Origin of the sequence: Streptomyces sp. NPDC006711, from assembly GCF_042869775.1 — a bacterium.
Classification (GTDB): domain Bacteria; phylum Actinomycetota; class Actinomycetes; order Streptomycetales; family Streptomycetaceae; genus Streptomyces.
The window spans coordinates 173,735-194,976 of record NZ_JBIAGO010000006.1 but is presented as its reverse complement, the minus strand read 5'-3'; the positions used below and the strand labels follow the sequence as shown (position 1 = coordinate 194,976).

Below are 21,242 nucleotides of genomic sequence, written 5' to 3'. Positions count from 1 at the left end.
CACCGTGAAGTTCCTCTTCGACGACGAGTCCTTCTCCTTCGAGACCCTGCGCGCCGCAGGTTTCACCGCCTACCAGGGCGCCGACCTCGGCGAGATCCTGGTCACCGCGCGCGACATCACCGACGGCGACGAGCCGAGCTGGCACCGCGCCTGGAAGGCGACGGCCGAGCGCGTCGCCGCCATCGGTGAGGGGGCGCTGGCCTCGGGACACCGGGTCAGCGCCCGTGAAGCGCTGCTGCGGGCGTCGAACTACTACCGCACCGCCGAGTTCTACCTGCGCGACGCTCCGGCCACCGACCCGGAGGTGGCGCTCCTCTCACGCCGCTCCCGGGAGACGTTCGTCAAGGCCGTCGCGCTCCTCGACACGCCTGTCGAGACCGTCGCCATCCCCTACGAGGACACCACGCTGCCGGGTTACCTCTTCCTGGTGGACGACAGCGGCGCCCCGCGCCCCACCGTCATCTACACCAACGGCTTCGACTCGACGGCGGAGGAGGCCTACTTCGTCATCGCGGCCGCCGCCCTGCGCCGCGGCTACAACGTGCTGGCCTTCGACGGACCGGGCCAGGGCGCCGTGCTGCGCGAGCAGCAGCTCACCTTCCGGCCCGACTGGGAAGCGGTGACCACTCCGGTCGTCGACTACGCGCTGAGCAGGCCCGAGACCGACCCCGCGCGCGTCGCTCTGTTCGGCTACAGCCTGGGCGGCTGCCTCGTCGCCCGCGCCGCGGCCTATGAGCACCGGGTGGCCGCGCTGATCCTCGACGACGGCGTGCTCGACTTCGGCGCCGCGTTCGAGCGCGGCATGCCGGCGGAGGTCATCACCTGGATCGCCGAGGGCCGCGACGCGCAGGCGAACGCGGCCCTGGCCGCCGCGGCCGCCGAGAACACCCAGGTGCGCTGGGCCCTGCGCAACGGCGTGTGGACGCTCGGCGCGCAGTCGTACGCGGATCTGGTCCGCCGGTCGCGCCCCTACGCCCTCGAAGGCCACCTCGACAAGATCGTCGCGCCGGCCCTGGTCCTGGAGGCCGCGAACGACCAGTTCTTCGAGGGCCAGCCCCGCCGGGTCGCCGAGGGGCTGGTCAACGCGTCCGCCACGCTGGTCACGCTGAGCGAGGCCGAGGGCTCGGGCGAGCACTGCCACGTCGGCGCCTTCCACCGCGCCCACCAGGTCATGTTCGACTGGCTCGACACGACCCTCGTGGCCTCCTGACCCGGGGGACTCGATGCCCCGTCAGCGCCGCTTCAGCAGTCCCCGTACGTACGCGGCCTGCCCCGCGTGTTGCAGGTCGTCCGCGATGACGCTGATCAGCCGGACGCCGAGGGTGACGTGCGGGGTCCAGCGCTCATCGACGACCCGGTCGAGCGCCGGGCCGTCAAGGCCACGGACGAACGCCATGGTCTGCTCGTGGACGGCGTCGTAGTAGCCGCGCAGCTGCTCGGCCGACACGTCGCGGACCGCCGCCACCTGCTGGGAGGTGTGCCCGTAGCCGGTCTCCTCATCGCCGAACGCGAGAGCGAACCGGCCGGCCCAGCCCTGGCCGGTCCACACCTGGTCGAGGCCGGCCGCGTCGGCGACGTGGTCGTCCTGAACCCGCGTCAGGTGCCACACGAGCCAGGCGATCGAGTTCGCCTCGCCGTCCGGCCGGAACGCCAGTTCGTCGGCCGTCAGGCCCTCGACGGCGGCATGCACTTCCTCCTGGACACGTCCGAACGCGTCCGCCACAACCTCTGATGTGTTCATCCGTCCATCCTCGCCCCATCGGTCCGCTCGCGGGCCCCCAGTGCCCGCCCCACACCCCCCGCGTGCCCTGTTCGGCGCCACCCGCACGTCCTGGCGCCCCGGGTAAAGTCGCACCCTGCCACCAGGCCCGGAAGGACGAAGGACGCGACGTGACCGTGGACATGCTGGACACCCGGATCCTGCGCCTGCTGATCGAGCAGCCGCGCACCAGCGTCCGCGAGTACGCCCGCATCCTGGGGGTGGCCCGGGGCACGCTCCAGGCCCGGCTCGACCGGATGGAGCGCGACGGCGTGATCACCGGCACCGGTCCGGTCCTCTCCCCCGCCGCGCTGGGCCATCCGGTGCTCGCCTTCGTGCACATCGAAGTGACCCAGGGCCACCTCGACGAGGTCGGCGACGCCCTCGCGGCGGTGCCCGAGATCATCGAGGCGTTCTCGATCACGGGCGGCGGCGACCTGCTGACCCGGGTCGCCGCCCGCGACAACGCCCATCTCGAAGACGTCATCCAGCGGCTCATCCAGCTCCCGGGCGTCGTGCGCACCCGCACCGAGGTCGCCCTGCGCGAGCGGGTGCCCCACCGCCTGCTGCCACTGGTCGAGTCGGTGGGGCGCGCGGCCGCGAAGTGAGCCGGGCGCCCAAAGGCATGGCCTGATACGCCGTCAACTTCCTTGCCCGTGCGATGCGTTGACGGCAGGTCTGGACCAATCTACGGTGTGGGGCGCCACCCCTCACACCTCCTTGAGGTCCCCCCACGGCCCGGGCCCCGCCGCGCCCCGCACCTGCGGCGCTCCCGGAGGCAAGGAGCACAGCATGATCGGTCGCACGTTACGTCTGCTGGGAGCCGGCCTGGTGCTGGCGCTCGCCGCGCAGGCCCCGGTGGCCGCGGCGCCGGGCGTGCCGCGCACGGACACCTGCGCCACCAGCCCACGGCCCTCGGGCAAGGTGCTCCAGGGCTACTGGGAGAACTGGGACGGCGCCGCCAATGGCGTCCACCCGCCGCTCGGCTGGATCCCGCTCACCGATTCCCGCATCCGCGACCACGGATACAACGTCATCAACGCCGCCTTCCCGGTGATCCGCTCCGACGGCACCGTCCTGTGGGAGGACGGCATGGACGCGACGGTGAAGCTGCCCACCCCGGCCGAGATGTGCCAGGCCAAGGCCTCGGGCCAGACGGTCCTCATGTCCATCGGCGGAGCCGCGGCCGGCATCGATCTCAGCTCCAGCGCCGTCGCCGACCGCTTCGTGGCCACGATCGTGCCGATATTGCAGCGGTACAACTTCGACGGCATCGACATCGACATCGAGACCGGCCTCGTGGGCAGCGGGAACATCAACACCCTCTCGCCCTCACAGGCCAACCTCATCCGGATCATCGACGGCGTCCTGGCGCGGATGCCGGCCGGCTTCGGCCTGACGATGGCGCCGGAGACCGCGTATGTCACCGGCGGCAGCGTGACGTACGGCTCGATCTGGGGCGCGTACCTGCCGATCGTGAAGAAGTACGCGGACAACGGCCGGCTGTGGTGGCTCAACATGCAGTACTACAACGGCAGCATGTACGGCTGCTCCGGCGACTCCTACGAGGCCGGCACCGTCGCCGGGTTCACCGCACAGACCACCTGCCTGAACAAGGGCCTGGTCATCCAGGGCACCACGGTCAAGGTGCCCTACGACCGGCAGGTGCCCGGCCTGCCCGCTCAGCCGGGCGCGGGCGGCGGGTACCTGACGACCGGTCAGGTCGCCCAGGCGTGGAACACCTACGGCGGCGGGCTCAAGGGCCTGATGACCTGGTCGCTCAACTGGGACGGTTCAAGGGGCTGGACGTTCGGCGACAACGTCAAGGCGCTCCAGGGGCGCTGAGCCGCCTCGCGGTCCGCTCCCCGAGGCGTGCCTCCCAGGCAAGCGGAAGGACACCTTCCGAGAATCTGCACAGCGCGTGCGCAGACCCGTCACCCCGGCCCGCACCCGGCTCCGATCCGGGCGCGGGCCGGGGGGTTTGATGCGGGTGTGCCCCACTTCGGAAAGGCGGCCGAATAGCAAAGTACGAGCGTCAGGAATTCGTCTCGTGAAGCTCGTGAAGAATCTGCTCCCAAATCATGAACGTCCCTGCACGTCCTGCCAATTCGAAAAGGGACACACCGCCTGATCAGTGCCGCAGCGATTGGCTGCGTACGCGGTCGGCGTGTTTTGATCCTGCCCACTGCGGGAGCACCGGCAAGGAGTTCCCGATAGGAAATGTCCCCATGAAAGGCAGAACACATGAACAACGCTCAGGTTGAGACCCTTGAGATCTCCGACGCCGACCTGGACAACGTGTCCGGCGGCCTGGTCGGCACCGCGCTCGGCAACGTGACCGGCACCGCCGACTCCGTGCTCCCGGTCTCCGGCATCGTCGGCTCGGTCACGGGTCTCGTCGGCTCGGTCACCGGTGTGCACACCGCCCCCGTCACGGGCCTCGCCACCGGTCTCGTCGCCGGTCTCTGAGATCGCGCACGAGCCCCGGAACCGTACCGGTTCCGGGGCTCCTTGCCGATGGTCCGTGGTTGAGGAAAGAATTCCGTGCAATTTCGCCAACAGGCCCTTTCCAAGCTGCGATCGCCGGAAGAACTCGACCTGCCGGTGCGTTTCGCGCGACCGCAGGGCGGGCTCGTCCTTCTGGTCACCGTGCTGGTCATGGCCGCCGCGTGTCTGTGGGCCGTCAACGGGTCCGTCGCCTCCACGGTCGATGCGCCCGGCATCCTGACCCACGCCGAGGGAAGCTACATCCTTCAGAGCCCGGTCGCGGGCCAGGTCACCGGCGTCCTCGCCCAGCAGGGCCAGCTGCTCGCGGCCGACGCCCCGCTGCTCAAGGTCCGTACCGCCCAGGGCGACAGGACCGTCCGCGCGATCGACGCCGGCCGCCTCACCAACCTCTCCGCCACCATCGGCTCGGTCCTCGCCACCGGCGCGGACGTGGCGAGCATCGAGCGCGCCGGCGGGCCCGAGGACCCCTTGGTGGTGATGCTGTACGTGCCCGGCGACAGCGGCGCGGACGTGCCCGTGGGCGCGCGGGTCGACCTCACCGTGCAGTCCGTCCCCGCCGAGCGGTACGGGGTGCTGCGCGGCACGGTGGCCGCCGTCGGCAGGGCGCCGCAGACCCGCGAACAGATCGCCGCCTTCCTCGGCGACGGCCAGCTCGCCGAGCAGTTCTCCCAGCACGGCAGGCCGGTGGGGGTCCTGGTGCGCCTTGACCGTACGACCGCCACGACGTCCGGATACCGCTGGTCGTCCGCCGACGGGCCGCCGTTCGCCCTCGGCTCCATGATCCCGGCCACCGGCACCGTCCACCTGGCCGACCGGCGTCCCCTCGATTGGCTGCTCCCGTGACCGCACCGTCCCCCACCCCGGCACTCCCCTCCACCGGACACGGCCGCCGCAGGCCGGGCCCGCCCCCGGGCGGCCGCCGTTCGCGCGGCCGCCGGGCACCGAGGGCGCCGCGCCCGGGGCGGGTGCGCACCCCCACCGTGCTCCAGATGGAGGCCCTTGAGTGCGGCGCCGCCTCGCTCGCCATGGTGCTGGCCCACCACGGGCGCCATGTGCCGCTGGAGGAGCTGCGCATCGCCTGCGGCGTCTCCCGCGACGGCTCGCGCGCCAGCAACATCCTGAAGGCCGCGCGGAGTTACGGGCTCACCGCCAAGGGCATGCAGATGGAACCGGCCGCGCTGGCCGAGGTGAGCGCGCCCGCGATCCTGTTCTGGGAGTTCAACCACTACGTCGTGTACGACGGCGCGGGGCGCAGGCTCGGCCGTCGCGGCGTGTACGTCAACGACCCCGACAAGGGCCGCCGGTTCATTCCCTCGGAGGACTTCGACACCAGCTTCACCGGGGTCGTCCTGGTCCTTGAGCCCGGCCCGGACTTCCGGCGCGGCGGCCGGGCGCCCGGCGTCCTGAGCGCGCTGCCCGCCCGCCTGCGCGGCACCACGCCCACCATGCTGGCCTCGCTCCTGGCGAGTCTGCTGCTCGTGGCGGTCGGCGCGGCCCTGCCCGCGCTCAGCCGTACCTACATCGACCTGTTCCTGATGGGGCATCAGACCTCGCTGCTGGGCGCGCTGTTCGCCGCCATGGGCACCCTGGTGGTGCTCACCGCCGTACTGACCTGGCTCCAGCAGGCCAATCTGCTGCACGGGCGCGTCATCTCCTCCACGCTCACCAGCGCCCGGTTCTTCCGGCATCTGCTGCGGCTGCCGGTCACCTTCTTCGCCCAGCGCGGCCCCGCCGACCTCGTCCAGCGCCTCCAGTCCAACGACGCGGTCGCCGAGACGCTGGCGCGCGACCTGACGGCGGCGGCGGTGGACGGCGTCGTGGTGCTGCTCTACGCGGTCCTGCTGTGGACCTACGATCCCCAGCTCACCGTCATCGGGGTCGCCATCGCGCTGCTCAACGTCGTCGCGATGCGCGTGGTGGTGCGGCTGCGGGCCACCCGGAGCCAGAAGCTGCGCGCGGACAGCGCCCGGCTCACCAACACCGCTTACACCGGGCTCCAGTTGATCGAGACGATGAAGGCCACCGGCGGCGAGAACGGGTTCTTCCGCCGCTGGGCGGGCCAGCACGCCACCACCCTGGAGGAGCAGCAGCGCCTGGGGGTGCCGAGCGCCTGGCTCGGCATCGTCGCGCCCGCGCTCGCCACCCTCAACAGCGCGCTCATCCTGTGGATCGGCGGGCTCCGGGCGGTGGAGGGGCACCTCTCGATCGGGCTGCTCGTCGCGTTCCAGGCGCTGGTGGCCCGCTTCACCGCGCCGGTCACCCGGCTGAACGGGGTGGCCGGGCGGATCCAGGACTTCGCGGCGGACGTGGCCCGGCTGAAAGACGTGGAGAACTTCCCCGTGGACGCGCCGGGCGCCCGCCCCAAGCCGGGCGCCGACACCCGCCGTCTCAAGGGCCATGTCACGCTCGATGACATCACCTTCGGCTACAGCCCCCTCGACAAGCCCCTGCTCAGCGGGTTCTCGCTCACGGTCGGGCCCGGCCGGCAGGTGGCCCTGGTGGGCGGTTCGGGAAGCGGCAAGTCGACGGTCTCCAGGCTGATTTCGGGCCTGTACGCCCCTTGGGAGGGCACGATCCGCATCGACGGGCAGCGCCTCGATGACATCCCGCGCGGGACGCTCGCCGCGTCGGTCTCCTTCGTCGACCAGGACATCTTCCTCTTCGAGGGCACCGTGCGGGACAACGTCGCGCTGTGGGACCCCTCGATCCCGGACGACGCCGTGGTCACCGCGCTCAAGGACGCCGCCCTGTACGAGGTCGTCGCGCGCCGCCCCGGCGGCATCCACAGCCGGGTCGAGCAGGACGGACGCAACTTCTCCGGCGGCCAGCGCCAGCGCCTGGAGATCGCCCGCGCCCTCGTGCGCCGGCCGAGCATCCTGGTGCTCGACGAGGTGACCAGCGCCCTGGACGCCGAGACCGAACACGTCATCATCGACAATGTGCGCCGCCGCGGCTGCGCCTGCGTGGTCATCGCGCACCGGCTCAGCACCGTCCGCGACAGCGACGAAATCCTGGTGCTCGACCACGGCACCGTCGTCGAGCGGGGCCGCCACGAGGAGCTTGTCGCCGCCGGCGGGGCGTACGCCGAGCTGGTCAGGGAGCACTGAATGATTTCCCCGCACCCCTCCGCGCACCCCTCCGCTCACCTGTCCGCACAGACTTCAGCGGGGCCCTCGGCACACCCCTCCGCTCACCCCTTCGCGCACCCCGCGCCCGACGCCCACGACCCCGGCCGGGACGCCGTGGTCGGTGCGCTCGGCGGCCTCGGGCAGCACATCGACTGCGCGGGTCTGCCCGGCTTCTCGCTCCAGGGCCCGCAGGTGCTGTGGCTCGTGGTGGGCGGCGCGCTCGACCTGTTCGCGGTCGACGCGGCGGAGGGCGGCCACTGGCACTTCCTCGGCCGCCTCGAACCGGGCACGCTGCTGCTGGGCCCGGTCGAAGGACCCCGGCACACCCTGGTTGGCCGGCCCCTGCGGGAGTGCGCGCTGCGCCGCATCCCGCTGCGCGAGCTGTACCGCCATCCGCACGCCACCGGGTACGAGGGCGCCCATCCGAGCGGGTACGACGCAGGCGACGCGGCCCTCAGCCTCCTGGAGCACGCCTTCTCGCTCGGCGTGGGACGCGGTCAACGCGTCCTGTTCGAGGCCCCGTTGGACGGCCGTACCGCTTCGGCGGAGTCCGTGGCCGACGACGACAACCTCTGGCTCACGGTGGCGCCGGGCAGCGTGCGGTACGGGGCGGAGTTCAGCGCGGAGGCGGCGGGCGATCTGCTCGTCGACGGCGCGCTGTGGCAGAGCATGGTCAATCAGCAGTACCGGCTGCTGTCCGCGCTCGACCGGTGGATCGAGGCCGCGGAACGCGCCCACGAGGACCGCGCGGCAGCGGGGATCAAGGCAGGCGAGGCCGTCCGCGAGGAGGCCGACCGGGCGCTCGTGACCTCCATCGGCCGCACCCGCAAGGCTTCGGCGCGCGGGGCAGCCCCCGGGGACGACGCCACCTACGCCGCCTGCCGTCTCGTCGCAGAGGCCACCGGCATCACGCTGGCCGGGCCCTCGCTCGCCGGCGCGGTCAGCGACCGGGTCGACCCCGTCGAAGCCGTCGCCCTCGGCTCACGGATCCGTACCCGCCCCGTGCGCCTTGAGGGACGCTGGTGGCGCGAGGACGCGGGGCCGCTGGTGGGCCACCGCACGAGCGGGGCGCCCGTCGCGCTGCTGTGGCGGCGCGGCGGCTATGACGCGGTGCACCCCTCGTCGGGCCGGCGCACCCGGGTGGACGCGGGCAACGCCGCGCAGTTCGAGCGGCGCGCCGTGATGCTCTACCGGCCGCTGCCCGAGCGTCCCCTCGGCATGTGGGGTCTCGCGCGGTTCAGCCTGCGCGGCACCCGCGCCGATGTGCGGCGGCTGCTCCTTGCGGGCCTGGTGACGGTGGCGCTCGGCGCCCTGGTGCCGATCGCGACCGGGCAGGTGCTCGGCGCGTACGTGCCCCGCGCCGAGACAGGTCTCATCGCGCGGGTGTCGCTGGCCGTCATCGTCAGCGCCATCGTGTCGGCCGCGTTCTCGCTGATGCAGAACCTCACCATCCTGCGCATGGAAGGACGTATCGAAGCCACCCTCCAACCGGCCGTCTGGGACCGCTTGTTGAGGCTGCCCACCCAGTTCTTCGCCGGGCGCTCCACCGGTGAGCTCGCCAGCGCCGCGATGGGCGTCGGAGCGATCCGCCGGGTCCTTTCGGGCACCGGGCCCCTGGTGGCACAGGCGGGCACGGTCGGTCTGGTCAACCTGGTCCTGCTGCTGTGCTTCAGCGTGCCGCTCGCCCTCGCGGCGATCGCCGTGCTGCTCGTCATCGCGGGCGTGTTCCTGGCCATGGGGATGTGGGAACTGCGCTGGCAGCGCCGCCTCGTGGTGCTGAGCAACAAGCTCAACAACCAGGCGTTCCAGACCTTGCGCGGGCTGCCGAAGCTGCGGGTCGCGGCGGCGGAGAGCTTCGCCTACGGCGCGTGGGCAGGGGAGTTCGCGCGCAGCAGGGAGCTCCACAAACGGGCGGGCCGGATCAAGAACCTGACGACGGTCCTCAACTCCGTTTATCTGCCGGTGTGTTCACTGCTCCTGTTCGCCCTGCTCGCGGGCCCCGCACGCGGCTCGTTGTCGGCGGGCGCGTTCTTGACGTTCAACACCGCCGTGACGATGCTGCTCACCTCGGTCACCCAGCTCACCGGCGCGTTCCTGTCGGCCGCCGCGGTGCTGCCGATGTTCGAGCAGATCAAGCCGGTGCTCGACGCGGCCCCCGAGGTGCGCGGGGCCAGCACCCAGCCCGGTGTGCTGTCGGGGGAGATCGAGGCGAGAGGGGTGTCCTTCCGCTACACCGACGACGGGCCGCTGGTCCTCGACGACGTCTCGGTGAAGGCGGCGCCGGGCGAGTTCGTGGCGATCGTGGGGCCGAGCGGCTGCGGCAAGTCGACCCTGCTGCGCCTGCTGATCGGCTTCGACGACCCGGTGACGGGCAGCGTCCTGTACGACGGCCAGGACCTGGCGGCGCTGGACCGCGCGGCCGTGCGCCGTCAGTGCGGGGTCGTGCTCCAGAACGCCCAGCCGCTCAGCGGGTCGATCCTGGACTGCATCTGCGGGGCGGAGTTCTTCAGCCAGGAGGAGGCGTGGCAGGCGGCGGCCATGGCGGGGCTCGCCGAGGACATCAAGCGGATGCCGATGGGGCTGCACACCATGATCTCGGGCGGCGGCGCCATCTCCGGCGGCCAGCGCCAACGTCTCATGATCGCCCAGGCACTGGTCAGGCGCCCCCGCGTCCTCTTCTTCGACGAGGCCACCAGCGCCCTGGACAACGAGACCCAGCGCGTCGTGACCGAGAGCACCCGGAGCCTCGCGGCCACCCGGGTCGTGATCGCCCACCGGCTCTCAACGGTCCTGGACGCCGACCGTGTGATCGTCATGGCCGAGGGCCGCGTCGTACAGGAGGGCCCGCCGGCGGCGCTCCTCTCCGATCCCGGCGGGCGCCTGCGCGAACTGGTGCGCCGGCAGCTGCTCTGAAACGCCCGGGCGGTGGCATGGTGGATGTGTGCACACCCCCACCCGGTCCTGGAGCACGCCATGATCAAGCCGAACGCGCCCTTCGCCCTCCCGGCCCCCGTCGCCGCCCCCACCGCCCCCGTCCCCGCCGTTCACGGGAGGGTGTGAGGGCCGTGCACAGCCGCTTCGAGCCCGACCGGCAGCTGACCACCCGCATGCTGGTCACGGTCTTCCTGCTCGGACTGCTGTACGTGGCGTTCGTCGGGGCGCTCGTGGTGCTGCTCAGGTCCATCGTCGTGGTCGTGGTGGTGGCGGCGGCCGTCCTGTGGTCGCAGTACTGGTTCTCCGACCGCATCGCCCTGTACGCGATGCACGGGCGCGTGGTGTCCCGCGAGGAACAGCCCCAGCTGCACGGCGTCCTCGACCGGCTGTGCGCCGCCGCCGACATGCCGAGGCCACAGCTCGCCGTCGCCGACACGGACCTGCCCAACGCGTTCGCCACCGGGCGCAACGCCGACCACGCGGTGCTCTGTGTGACCACGGGGCTCACGCGCCGTCTGGAGCCCGACGAGCTGGAGGGCGTCCTGGCCCACGAACTGTCGCACGTGGCGCACCGCGACGTGGCGGTGATCACCGTCGCCTCGTTCCTCGGCGTCATCGCGGGGCTCGTCGTCCGCTTCGCGTTCTACTCCCAGCTTTACGGGGGCCGGGGCCGGCGCGACCAGAACACGATGGCCGTCCTCGCGGCCGTCATGGCGGTCTCGGCGCTGGTGTACTCGCTGAGCTTCCTCCTCATCCGGGCACTGTCGCGCTACCGGGAACTGGCCGCCGACCGGGCCGGCGCGCTGCTCACCGGGCACCCCTCCGCGCTGGCGTCGGCGCTGACCAAACTCGACGGCGACATCGCCCGCATCCCCAGCAAGGACCTGCGCACCGCGAGCGCGTTCAACGCCTTCTACTTCATCCCGGCCATCGGCGCGGACAGCCGCGTCGCCCGGCTCTTCGCCACGCATCCGAGCCTTCAGGAACGGCTCGACAAGCTGGCCAGGATCTCGGCGGAGCTCGGGCGCCCCGCGTGAGCGCGGCACCGGGCCGCGCCTCCTGACGAAGGACACGGCACATGGGCTTCCTCGACATCCTGCTCGGCCGCACCCGGGCCGCACCGCCCGACCTCGACCGGCTGTTCGCACTGCCGTCCGCCGCGATCACCCTGCGGGCGGCCACCGGGTTCACGCCGACCGGCCGGGGGTCGGTGTGCTTCACCACCGTGGAGGGAGCGGCGTTCGCCCGGATCCGCCAGGACGTGACGGAGCTCCTTGAGGCGGACGGTCAACGCGCGGGCGCCCCCGTGGAGTTCAGCCGTGACACCTATGGGTACTCCTGGCTGCTCTCCCGTCGCGGGCCCGACGACCTGACCTCGCTCGTGGGTGACCTGCACGCCGTGAACACCGCGCTCGAAGGGACGGGCTTCGGCCCCCAACTCCTGTGCTCTCTGGTCGGGTTCGAGCGCATCGAGGACGCCGGGGAGAACGAACACGGGCAGGGACAGGGACAGGCGCAGGCCTTCGCCCTGGTGTACCTCTACAAACGGGGGACGTTCTACCCCTTCGCCCCGCTTCCTGGGGACCGGCGGGACAACGCGCTGGAGCTGCGGATCAGGGCGGTCCTCTCGGACGACCTGCGCTTCGAGGGCGACCTGACCCGCTGGTTCCCGGTCTGGGGCGCGCCGGGCCTGTGAGCGTGCCACCAACGGCCCTGCCGCCGAAGCCCGTTGAACGCCCGTCGGCCCCCGCGCGTACTGGAGTACGTCCCCGCCGCCGCCCCTCCCCCAGCCCGAAGGGCCCTCCGTGAGGCAGCAAGTTCAGCACCGCGTGGCCCGCCGCGCCCTCGTGCTGGCGGCCGTGAGCGCGCTCGCGGCCACCGGTGCGGCGCTGCCCGCCCGGGGTCCCGCGCCGTCCGTCATGGCGGCCGACGACTGCGTACGGGGCGGGGTGGACGTCACCGCCGGAAACGGCGGCGACGCGCCGTTCCGGTTCACGCTCGCGGGGGTCGCGGTCACGGTGGAGCCGGGCGGGAGAAGGACGATCGCGGTGCCGGTCGCCCAGCACGAGCGGTACCACTTCACCGTCCTGGGACCCAACGGCTTCCGTCAGGACGTCGACGGCGTACGGAACTGCGCGACGCCCGCGCCCTCCCCCTCGGCGGCGCCCGCCACGGACCGGGCGGCGAGCGCGGGGCCCGTGGCCGCCGCGCCCCGCGACGCGGCGGCCGGGGCACCCACCGGCCGCCGTCAGCTGATCCCCGGCGTCCTCGACCCGGACTCCCTGGTCGCGGGGACGGCCCTGGTGCTCCTCGGCGGAACACTGTTCGGCATCCGCCGGCTCACCCTTGTCTAGGGCGCGCTCCGGCGGCCGGGCCGCTCAGAAGTCGGCCTGTGCCTTCACGTCGGCGCGGCCCACGGATTCCAGCCCGTACGTCGAGCAGTACAGGGCGCGGATGTACTCGATGTCGGGATCGTGCGTGCGGGCTTCGGCGGCGGGATACAGCACGGTCAGCTCGTAGGAATTCTCCCGGTTGATGCTGCCCGTCTTGTCACGCCACTGCCCTCGGCCCTGCTGGAGGGTGAGCCCGGACGGGAACCGGGGCGTGATCACATCGGCGACGAACTTCATGAACTCGTCGTCCGTTATGGGTGGTTGACCGTTGTGGCGCCCGGTGCCGAAGTAGAGATGGGTCGCCACGTACGGACTTCCGTGCGTGGTGGTCGCCGACGCGGCCGACGGGGCGGCGGTCGTTCCGTAGGCGACTTCGGAGACCGGACCGCCGGTGGCGAAGAGGAGAGCGATGGCCACGAGAGCGGCGGCCGCGGGCGTGGACACCCGGATGTTGAGCATGTCGTCCCTGTCTGTCTGGTGATGGTGATGGTGAGGGGTGGCTTATGGGGATGGGGCCGCCGACGGCCTAGCGGGCAGGTCCGTTCCCGCTCTCGGGGCGCGGTGGCAGGCACCGGCGGCGCGGTGGCAGGGACCTCAGCAGGAAGTCCGCCGCGTCCCGCGCATTACCGGGCGCGCCCTCATGGCCCCGCAGCCGGGTGGCGGTGCGGGCGAGCCCCCGGGTCGTCCGTACGGAGCCGATGCCCCCGGCGCGCGGCGCCAGGGCGGCGATGAGGTCTTCGGCCTCGCGCCAGGCGCCGGCCCGGACGAGGGCGGCCAGGAGCTCGGCCGTGAAGAGGTCGCGGTAGGAGGGGCCGGGCGCCGTGGCGGCCTCGTGCAGGAGCGCGATGGCGCGGTCCCGGTCGTGCAGCCTGGCCAGGACCCAGCCGTGGTGGCCGGTGAGCTCGGGCTCGTCGATCCACCAGGACCAGGCCGGATCCAGGCGTGAGGCGCCGTCGAGGAACCGGCTGCGGGCGCGCGCCATGAACGCCATGGCATCCCGGCGGCAGCCCAGAAGAGCGCTCGCGTGGGCCCGGCGGACCAGCACGAGGGTGGCGACCAGGTTCGGCAGCGGGCGCGGCCCTCCCACCCGGGCCACGGCGTCGAGGGCGGCCACGGGGCGCCGCTGGTGGGTGAGCAGCATGCTGTGGTTGAGCAGCGTCAGACGGGCGGTCGCGCGGTCGCCCGAGCGTTCGGCGAGGGCCAGGGCCCGCAGGTTCATCCGGGCGGCCGCGCGGTTCAGGCCGGCGTCGAAGAGGATCCAGCCGGCCACTTCGCTCAGTTCGGCGAGGGCGGCGAGCAGATCGCTGTCCGCGGCGCCGAGGGTGGCGGGCGCGGCGGCCAGTTCCGGGGCGCGGCGCAGCAGGGCGCGTACGGCGGTGACGGCGGCGCTCGCGCCGTCCGTGGCGTCCAGCGCCACCAGGTCCCCGACTGCCGCCCGGGCCAGGGTGGTCAGCGAACCGGACGCCGCGCCGTCCCGTGCCGGGAAGTCCGGCCGCGCCACCCCTGTCACCACGGGACGCCGGCGGCCGCGCGCACGGCCCGGCCCTGGGTGAGAGCGGTGAACGCGGACGCCACCTGGGTCAGCCACTCCACCTCCTCGCGGAAATCGTCGTACGGCGGGCGCGCGGGGAGGCCGGCGGCGTCGGCCAGCTCGTCGCGCTCCTCGGCCGGACGGTTGAGGACGGCCCGTACCTGGAGCGCTTCGCCGAGCGGCGATGTGGGGTCCTCGGGCAGGCCGAGGGAGCGGGCCACGCGGGAGAAGTCGGCGAGCGAGAGCGAGGTGCGGAGCATCAGTTGTCCGTCGCGTATCTCGATGACCCGCCGGTAGAGGCTGTAATGCGGATCGCGCGGCGGCAGAAGGTCACGCGCCCAGGACCGGGGCGGATCCAGCGCGATGTCCGGCGACGCCTGGCACAGCGCCCACCACAGCGGGCGCAGCCTGAGGTAGGAGCGGTAGCTGCGCAGCCACCCGGCGCCACGGGTGAGGTGGATGCCCCAGGACGGAATGGTCCAGCCGGTGATCTGGAGCAGGGCGCCGACGGTGCCGCACGACCACTGGATGGGGTCGAGGCGCGAGGCGTCGTAATGCAGCTGGGTCCCGGCGATCTGGACGCTGCGGACGACGCAGTACACGAGGACGAGGGCCGCGCCGACGGTCACGGTCCGCATCCCGACCTTGAGCCACTGCCGGTTGGCCATCTTGGTGAAGCGCAGCGAGAGCCGGACCGCCTCGAACTGCCCCACCCCGCAGATGACGAGGTAGAACGACATGTACAGCGCGTACCGGCCGTCCTGGATGCTGAGCAGGATCGTCGAGGTGGCGGTCTTGGCGCTGGCGACCGGGCTGACCGCGAGAGAGGCGATCACGAGGACGCACAGGGCGGCGCCGAAGAACAGCACGCGGCGCCCGGCCCGGCGCCCGGCCTGATCGGGCGGGGCCGACCAGTACACGAGGACGACCTGCTGGGCGGCGGTGAGGACGACAACGGCGACCTGGACGATCAGCGAGGTGATGTTGGGCAGGCCGAACAGGGCCGAGATGTGCACCCGCAGGGCGTCCAGGTCGACCAGGAAGCTGATCCCGGAGCACAGGAAGTAGACGCACAGCGCCCACAGGGCGACGTCGCGCTTTCTGCGCAGGAGATCCGGGAGGCGGTAGCCGAACGCCGCGAACCCGCCGAGCGCGCAGATCCAGGAGAGGGCCCCGTTGAGGTCGTCCATCATGGCTGGTCCGGATGGCCGACGCCGTTCTCGATGCGGGCGACGATCTCCGCGGCCTCCTCGGGGACGCCCCAGGCGGGTTCGAGCCAGCGCTTGCTGGCACGGGCCAGGATCAGCGAGGCCAGCGTCTCCGCCTCCTGCTCCTCGTCGTCGCTGTAGCGCGAACGCATCAACATGCTCTGCACCACGGCCGGTTCGACATCGCTGAACAACCGGCTCGTATCGCCGCGGTCGAATTCCACGGAGCCTCGGTGGGCGAAGGCGATGTGGGACAGTTCATGGGCGATGATGTGTTCTTTGTGTGACGCGGACGCGGCTTTCTCGTAGGCGATGATGTCGAAGTCGTCGAGTTTCAGCCAGAGACCGAAGAGATGGCGGTCCGGGAAGGTCGTCGGAATCAGATGGATCGGGCGCCGATTCCGCGTGCTGAGATAACCGTGCAGTTCATCAATGCCGCAGCCGTGCTCCATGCCCCAGTCCCCGAGCAGGGCCTCACAGTTTTGACGAACCTTTTTGAGACGGCGCCTGAGCCGACGGTCCTCCGGCGACGGTAACGCGGAACCAGACACCTTCATCCTCAGCCTTCCACGCCTTCCATGCCTTCCTCGCCGGAGAAGCAGGCCATCGCCATGCCTGTATTCGAAAGTGCCCGTGGATTGCGGCTGCCGGTCCCCGGGCGAACGACGCGGCCATGATGCCACACCCTCAACTCACCGGCCGGTGAGTTTCTTTGCCCCGAGTCAGCCGAGAAAACTGAGGCGTACCTGGCGGTTGGGGTTGTCCTTGTTCGTGTCCACCAGGCACACGGACTGCCAGGTTCCGAGCGCGAGCCGTCCCCCGATCACCGGCAGCGTGGCGTGCGGCGGCACGAGCGCGGGCAGGACGTGGTCGCGGCCGTGGCCCGGGCTGCCGTGCCGGTGCTGCCAGCGGTCGTCGGCGGGGAGCAGGGTGTGCAGGGCGGCGAGCAGGTCGTCGTCGCTGCCCGCCCCCGTCTCCAGGACGGCCACGCCGGCGGTGGCGTGCGGCACGAAGATGTTGAGCAGGCCGTCACGGCCGGACGCCCGCCGGTTCAGGAACTCCTCGCAGTCCCCGGTCAGGTCGGTGACGGTCTCGCTCGTGCCGGTCTCGATGTGCAGGACATGGGTGGTGAAGACGTCGGACATGTTTCTCATCTTCCCGCCCTCGGACGCGGTACGCGCGGCGGCGGCAGCGGTGACCCGTCCGGCGCGCGAGATGATGTGTCCGAGTGGCGAGACACTGGTTGACCTCGTACGGAACGGGTCGCTACGTTCACGCCATGTCACGTTCAGCCCTGCTCACCACGCGCGGTCACATCGACCTGCTGCGGGTGGCGTCCGCCGCCTGTCGCCGCGGCTGCTGACGTCCTTTCGGCTGTTCGGCCGCCGGCCCTTTTCTTGTCGCATTCTTGTCGCACCGGCCGCGCTGACGTCTCCCTCACCCTCCTCATGTGCTCCGCGTTCCGGAGCCGCCTGAGCCCCGCCGCCGTGCGCTGACGCGTACGCCCGGACGGTCCTGACCCACGCCACCCACGTCACCACCACTCCCCGCGCGAGCGGACCCCCTCGCCTGCCCTGCCGCTGCCACATGTCGCACCGAGTGCGGCTACGGCTGCTCAGCGTCGTATCCGGGGGGCCGGGACCGTTGCGGGGGTCCGTGACGCGGTGGGCCGTGACGGTCGGGGCGCGGAAGGGCGGCGGCGCGGGCCGCGCGGGGCCGTCCCCTCAGGAGCTTCCCCCTCCTCGCTCCCACCCTGGAGTCCTCATGACCGTCGACCACGCCCCACCGATCCTGGCCGACCCGCCCGCCGAGACCGGCCCGCCCGCCGAGACCACCGCGCCCCGCGCGTCCGCCACGGTCCCGCCCGTCCTGGAACCGGTGGTCCCCGCCGCACGCCGGGACGGCCGGATCCGGTCCGTGCCGCGTTGGCTGCGCCGCACCGCGGGGCCGCTCACCCTGCTCGTCCTGTGGCAAGTCCTCAGCGCCACCGGGGTGTTGAGCCCCGACACCCTCGCCTCTCCCGGGACCGTCGCCCGAGCCGGGGCGGATCTGATCACCGATGGAACGCTTCCGTCGGCGATGGGCATCTCGCTGCGCCGGGTGGTGGTGGGCCTGCTGGTCGGCGGCGTCGCCGGAATCACCCTCGCCCTGCTCTCCGGGCTCTCCCGGCTCGGCGAGGACCTGATCGACGCCACCGTGCAGATGCTGCGCACCGTGCCGTGGGTCGGCCTGATCCCGCTGTTCATCATCTGGCTCGGGATCGGCGAGGCCCCCAAGGTCGCCCTGATCGCGCTCGGCGTGGCCTTCCACCTGTATCTCAACGTGTACGCCGGAATCCGTGGCGTGGACGCCCAACTCGTGGAGGCGGGACAGGCGTTGGGCCTCAACCGATGGGGGCTGATACGCCATGTCGTCCTGCCGGGCGCCCTGCCCGGCGCCATGACCGGGCTGCGCTACTCACTCGCCACCGCCTGGCTCGCCCTGGTGTTCGGCGAATCGATCAACGCGGACGACGGCATCGGCTTCCTGATGAATCAGGCCCGCGAGTTCTTCCGTACCGACGTGATCGTGGTCTGCCTGGTCGTGTACGCCTTCCTCGGCCTCATCGCCGACGCCGCCGTCCGCACTCTCGAAAGGCTGCTCCTGCAATGGCGACCGACCTTCACGGGCCAGTGACCTTCGCCGGCGCTCCCGCCACCGCCCCCGATGCCGTACGGGTCGAGGGCCTGACCCGGTCCTTCGACGGGCGGGCCGTCATCGACGGGCTCCAACTCACGCTGAAGGCAGGCGAGTTCACCGCGTTGCTCGGGCGCAGCGGCTGCGGCAAGTCAACGTTGCTGCGGGTGCTGGCCGGGCTCGACCGGGAGATCGAGGGCACGGTCCTCGTCCCCGAGCGACGGGCCGTCGCCTTCCAGGCACCCCGGCTCATGCCCTGGAAACGGGTGTGGCGCAACGTACTCCTCGGCCTGCCGGGCAAGCCCGGACGCGCCCTGGCGGAGCGGGCGTTGGAGGAGGTGGGGCTCGGTCACCGGTCCGACGCGTGGCCCAAGACCCTTTCCGGCGGCGAGGCCCAGCGCGCCTCCCTCGCCCGGGCCCTGGTGCGCGAGCCCGATCTGCTGCTGCTGGACGAGCCGTTCGGCGCGCTCGACGCGCTGACCCGGATCAAGGCGCAGCAGCTGGTCGCCGAGCTGTGGCAGCGGCGCGGCTGCGCGGTGCTGCTGGTGACGCACGACGTGGACGAGGCGCTGCTGCTCGCCGACCGGGTCCTCGTCATGCGCGACGGCGCCATCGCCCACGACACCGCCGTCGCCCTCGACCGGCCGCGCACTGTCGGCGGCCCGGGGTTCGCGACGCTGCGCTCCCGCCTCCTGCGCGAACTGGGCGTGACACAGCCCGCCGCCGCCCCTGACACCACACCCGCCGCCCCGGCCGCCTGATCCGGGCACAGCCCCGGTCCGAGAGCCACCAGCCTCCCCGAAGGAACGACGTACCCATGCGACGCCCCACCCTGCGCGCCCTGCCCGCCCTGCTCCTCCCGCTCGCCCTGGTCCTCGCCGCCTGCGGCGGGAACTCGGCCGCCGACGCCCGGGCCGGCTCGGGCTCCGGATCCGGCTCCGGCGCGGTCACGCTCAACGTCGGTGACCAGAAAGGCGGTTCGCAGGCCGTCCTGAAGGCGGCCGGGGAGCTCGACCACCTGGACTACAAGATCAAGTGGTCCACGTTCACCTCGGGACCCCCACTGCTCGAAGCCGTCAACGCCAAGGCCGTCGACATCGGCGGGGTCGGCAACACGCCTCCGGTGTTCGCCGCCGGCGCCGGCTCCAGGATCAAAGTCGTGGCGGCGAGCCACGGCTCATCCGACGGCGAGGCGATCCTCGTTCCCGAGGATTCGCCGCTGCGAAAGCCCGGGGACCTCAAGGGCAAGTCGATCGCGGTGGCCCAGGGCAGCTCCGCCCACTACCAGCTGCTGGCCACGCTGAAGAAGGCCGGTCTGGGCATCGGCGACGTCAAGCTCAGCTACCTCCAGCCGGCCGACGCCCTGGCTGCCTTCAACCGTGGCAAGGTCGACGCCTGGGCGGTGTGGGACCCCTACACCTCCCAGGTCCTGAACGCGAAGAAGGGCCGGGTCCTCGCGACCGGGGCGGGGGTCACCAACGGTCTCGGGTTCCAGGTCGCGGCGCCGTCCGCGCTGGCCGACCCCGCGAAGGCGAAGGCCCTGGGCGACTACCTCAAGCGTCTCAACCGCGCCCAGGACTGGGTGTTCCAGCACCCCGAGGCATGGGCCAAGGTCTGGTCGAAGGAGACCGGGCTCCCCTACGAGGTGGCCCTCGACTCGGTGCGGCGCAGCAACGGCACGCGTGTCGCGGTCGCCGTGGACGCGGCGGCGGTCGCCTCGGAGCAGCGCATCGCCGACACCTTCGCCGATCTGTCGCTGATCCCGCGCCGCTTCTCCTTCCAGGACTACGTCGACACCCGCTTCAACGGCACACTCCCGCCCTCCACCACCGCCCCCCGTTCGTACGGAAAGGCCTCTTCCCGATGACCGTTCATCTGCACTGGTTCCTGCCCACCGGCGGCGACGGCCGGACCCTGGTCGACCGTCACGCCTACACCGACGGCGGCGTCGGGCGTTCCCGTCGGGGGCCCGTCAGCGGAGTACGCGCGCCCGACATCGACTATCTGGTCCAAATAGCCAAGGCGGCCGAGCACTTGGGCTTCGAGGCGGTCCTGACGCCCACGGGCACGTGGTGCGAGGACGCGTGGCTGACCACGGCCGCGCTCGCCCAGCACACCGAGCGCCTGAAGTTCCTCGTCGCGTTCAGGCCGGGCGTCATCTCCCCCGTGCTCGCCGCGCAGATGGCGGCCACCTATCAGCGCGTCACGCGCGGCCGGCTGCTGCTGAACGTGGTGACGGGCGGCGACTCCACCGAACAGCGCCGCTTCGGCGACCACCTCGATCACGACCGTCGCTACGCGCGGACCGGGGAATTCCTCACGGTGGTACGCGGCGCCTGGCGCGGGCAGCCCTACGACTTCACCGGCGAGCACTACCAGGTGGAGGGCGCGCTGACCGCGCTGCCGCCGGACCCGCTGCCGGAGATCTTCTTCGGGGGCTCGTCGCCGGCCGCGGGCCCGGTGGCCGCCGAACACGCGGATGTGTATCTGACCTGGGGCGAGCCGCCCGCGCAGGTGAAGCAGAAGATCGACTGGATCCGGGAGCTCGCACGCGAGCGCGGGCGCACGGTGCGGTTCGGCATCCGGCTGCACACCATCTCCCGTGACTCCTCGCGTGAGGCGTGGGCGACGGCCGACCGGCTGCTCGGCGACCTCGACGCGGAGACGATCGCGGCGGCGCAGGAGGCGCTGGGCAGGAGCGAGTCGGTGGGCCAGCGGCGGATGCTCGCGCTGCACGGCGGCTCGCGCGACAACCTGGAGATCTCGCCCAATCTGTGGGCCGGCGTGGGTCTCGTACGGGGCGGAGCGGGCACGGCGCTGGTCGGCAGCCATGGCGAGGTGGCCGACCGGATCGAGGAGTACCACGAGCTCGGCATCGAGCACTTCGTGCTCTCCGGCTACCCGCACCTGGAGGAGGCGTACTGGTTCGGCGAGGGCGTGACGCCGGAGCTCGCGGCGCGTGGGCTCCTCACTAACATCCCGGCCTCCCCGCTGCTCGGGGTGCCCGACGCGAGCGGGCGGCCGGCCTCCGCGCCGGGCGGGGCGCCGCTCCTGGTGGGAGGCGGCCGCTGAGCCGTCCCCACGTAGCTGAAACGTCCGGGGAAG

General features: G+C 72.1%; 21 protein-coding genes. 15 read left to right on the top strand and 6 right to left on the bottom strand.

Annotation, left to right across the window (positions count from 1 at the left end):
* Positions 1–4: 4 nt before the first annotated feature.
* The gene (locus ACFYM2_RS15425; protein ID WP_388836477.1) at positions 5–1,210 is read left to right on the top strand and encodes an alpha/beta hydrolase family protein; all 1,206 of its coding nucleotides are present in this window, start codon (positions 5–7) and stop codon (positions 1,208–1,210) included.
* Between the two features lie 21 nt (positions 1,211–1,231).
* On the opposite strand, the gene ACFYM2_RS15420 is transcribed toward ACFYM2_RS15425, so the two are convergent.
* A complete protein-coding gene (locus ACFYM2_RS15420) occupies positions 1,232–1,741 on the bottom strand; it encodes a DUF664 domain-containing protein (RefSeq protein WP_359004020.1) in 510 nt (169 codons plus the stop codon).
* 149 nt (positions 1,742–1,890) lie between these two features.
* Here ACFYM2_RS15420 and ACFYM2_RS15415 point away from each other — a divergent pair, with 149 nt between their 5' ends.
* From ACFYM2_RS15415 to ACFYM2_RS15375, 9 genes are all read left to right on the top strand, one after another.
* Positions 1,891–2,367, top strand: coding sequence for an Lrp/AsnC family transcriptional regulator (locus ACFYM2_RS15415; RefSeq protein WP_350229069.1), 477 nt, complete (start codon positions 1,891–1,893; stop codon positions 2,365–2,367).
* Between the two features lie 184 nt (positions 2,368–2,551).
* Positions 2,552–3,604: a chitinase gene (locus ACFYM2_RS15410; protein ID WP_388456923.1), complete on the top strand. Its 1,053-nt coding sequence runs from the start codon at positions 2,552–2,554 to the stop codon at positions 3,602–3,604.
* Positions 3,605–4,003: 399 nt separating this feature from the next.
* A complete protein-coding gene (locus tag ACFYM2_RS15405; protein ID WP_359004014.1) occupies positions 4,004–4,228 on the top strand; it encodes a type A2 lantipeptide in 225 nt (74 codons plus the stop codon).
* A gap of 75 nt (positions 4,229–4,303) precedes the next feature.
* Positions 4,304–5,110, top strand: a complete 807-nt coding sequence (locus ACFYM2_RS15400; RefSeq protein ID WP_359004011.1) for an HlyD family efflux transporter periplasmic adaptor subunit — start codon at positions 4,304–4,306, stop codon at positions 5,108–5,110.
* Complete coding sequence (locus tag ACFYM2_RS15395; protein ID WP_388456926.1) at positions 5,107–7,374, top strand: NHLP family bacteriocin export ABC transporter peptidase/permease/ATPase subunit; 2,268 nt, start codon at positions 5,107–5,109, stop codon at positions 7,372–7,374. Before ACFYM2_RS15400 ends, ACFYM2_RS15395 begins: the two co-directional genes overlap by 4 nt.
* Complete coding sequence (locus ACFYM2_RS15390; RefSeq protein ID WP_388836474.1) at positions 7,375–10,308, top strand: NHLP bacteriocin export ABC transporter permease/ATPase subunit; 2,934 nt, start codon at positions 7,375–7,377, stop codon at positions 10,306–10,308. It abuts the gene before it with no gap.
* Between the two features lie 152 nt (positions 10,309–10,460).
* Positions 10,461–11,366, top strand: coding sequence for a zinc metalloprotease HtpX (gene htpX, locus ACFYM2_RS15385; protein ID WP_388456930.1), 906 nt, complete (start codon positions 10,461–10,463; stop codon positions 11,364–11,366).
* Positions 11,367–11,407: 41 nt separating this feature from the next.
* Positions 11,408–12,025 carry a hypothetical protein gene (locus tag ACFYM2_RS15380; RefSeq protein ID WP_388836471.1) on the top strand — a complete coding sequence of 206 codons (618 nt, stop codon included), beginning with the start codon at positions 11,408–11,410 and terminating at the stop codon, positions 12,023–12,025.
* 109 nt (positions 12,026–12,134) lie between these two features.
* Entirely contained in the window at positions 12,135–12,683 is a 549-nt protein-coding gene (locus ACFYM2_RS15375; RefSeq protein WP_388836468.1) for a phospholipase domain-containing protein, read from the top strand.
* Between the two features lie 24 nt (positions 12,684–12,707).
* Here ACFYM2_RS15375 and ACFYM2_RS15370 read toward each other — a convergent pair whose 3' ends face one another.
* The 5 genes from ACFYM2_RS15370 to ACFYM2_RS15350 all read right to left on the bottom strand — a co-directional run bounded on the left by ACFYM2_RS15370 (position 12,708) and on the right by ACFYM2_RS15350 (position 16,606).
* Positions 12,708–13,181, bottom strand: coding sequence for a DUF3574 domain-containing protein (locus ACFYM2_RS15370; RefSeq protein ID WP_359003999.1), 474 nt, complete (start codon positions 13,179–13,181; stop codon positions 12,708–12,710).
* Between the two features lie 67 nt (positions 13,182–13,248).
* Positions 13,249–14,223 carry a DNA-binding protein gene (locus ACFYM2_RS15365; protein WP_388836465.1) on the bottom strand — a complete coding sequence of 325 codons (975 nt, stop codon included), beginning with the start codon at positions 14,221–14,223 and terminating at the stop codon, positions 13,249–13,251.
* Positions 14,224–14,228: 5 nt separating this feature from the next.
* A complete protein-coding gene (locus tag ACFYM2_RS15360; protein WP_388836462.1) occupies positions 14,229–15,446 on the bottom strand; it encodes an MAB_1171c family putative transporter in 1,218 nt (405 codons plus the stop codon).
* Positions 15,443–15,913 (bottom strand): hypothetical protein, encoded by a 471-nt coding sequence (locus tag ACFYM2_RS15355; RefSeq protein ID WP_388456938.1) that lies wholly within the window; start codon positions 15,911–15,913, stop codon positions 15,443–15,445. Before ACFYM2_RS15355 ends, ACFYM2_RS15360 begins: the two co-directional genes overlap by 4 nt.
* Before the next feature lie 270 nt (positions 15,914–16,183).
* The gene (locus ACFYM2_RS15350; RefSeq protein ID WP_388456940.1) at positions 16,184–16,606 is read right to left on the bottom strand and encodes a YjbQ family protein; all 423 of its coding nucleotides are present in this window, start codon (positions 16,604–16,606) and stop codon (positions 16,184–16,186) included.
* 134 nt (positions 16,607–16,740) lie between these two features.
* Between ACFYM2_RS15350 and ACFYM2_RS15345 the strand changes: the two genes are divergently transcribed.
* The 5 genes from ACFYM2_RS15345 to ACFYM2_RS15325 all read left to right on the top strand — a co-directional run bounded on the left by ACFYM2_RS15345 (position 16,741) and on the right by ACFYM2_RS15325 (position 21,209).
* A complete protein-coding gene (locus ACFYM2_RS15345) occupies positions 16,741–16,824 on the top strand; it encodes a putative leader peptide (RefSeq protein ID WP_350234457.1) in 84 nt (27 codons plus the stop codon).
* Between the two features lie 401 nt (positions 16,825–17,225).
* A complete protein-coding gene (locus ACFYM2_RS15340; protein WP_359003983.1) occupies positions 17,226–18,137 on the top strand; it encodes an ABC transporter permease in 912 nt (303 codons plus the stop codon).
* Entirely contained in the window at positions 18,110–18,898 is a 789-nt protein-coding gene (locus ACFYM2_RS15335; protein ID WP_359003980.1) for an ABC transporter ATP-binding protein, read from the top strand. Before ACFYM2_RS15340 ends, ACFYM2_RS15335 begins: the two co-directional genes overlap by 28 nt.
* Positions 18,899–18,954: 56 nt before the next feature.
* On the top strand, positions 18,955–20,004 hold the full coding sequence (locus tag ACFYM2_RS15330) for an ABC transporter substrate-binding protein (protein WP_388836459.1): 1,050 nt from the start codon (positions 18,955–18,957) through the stop codon (positions 20,002–20,004).
* Positions 20,001–21,209 (top strand): LLM class flavin-dependent oxidoreductase, encoded by a 1,209-nt coding sequence (locus ACFYM2_RS15325; protein ID WP_388456948.1) that lies wholly within the window; start codon positions 20,001–20,003, stop codon positions 21,207–21,209. Before ACFYM2_RS15330 ends, ACFYM2_RS15325 begins: the two co-directional genes overlap by 4 nt.
* Positions 21,210–21,242: the final 33 nt, after the last annotated feature.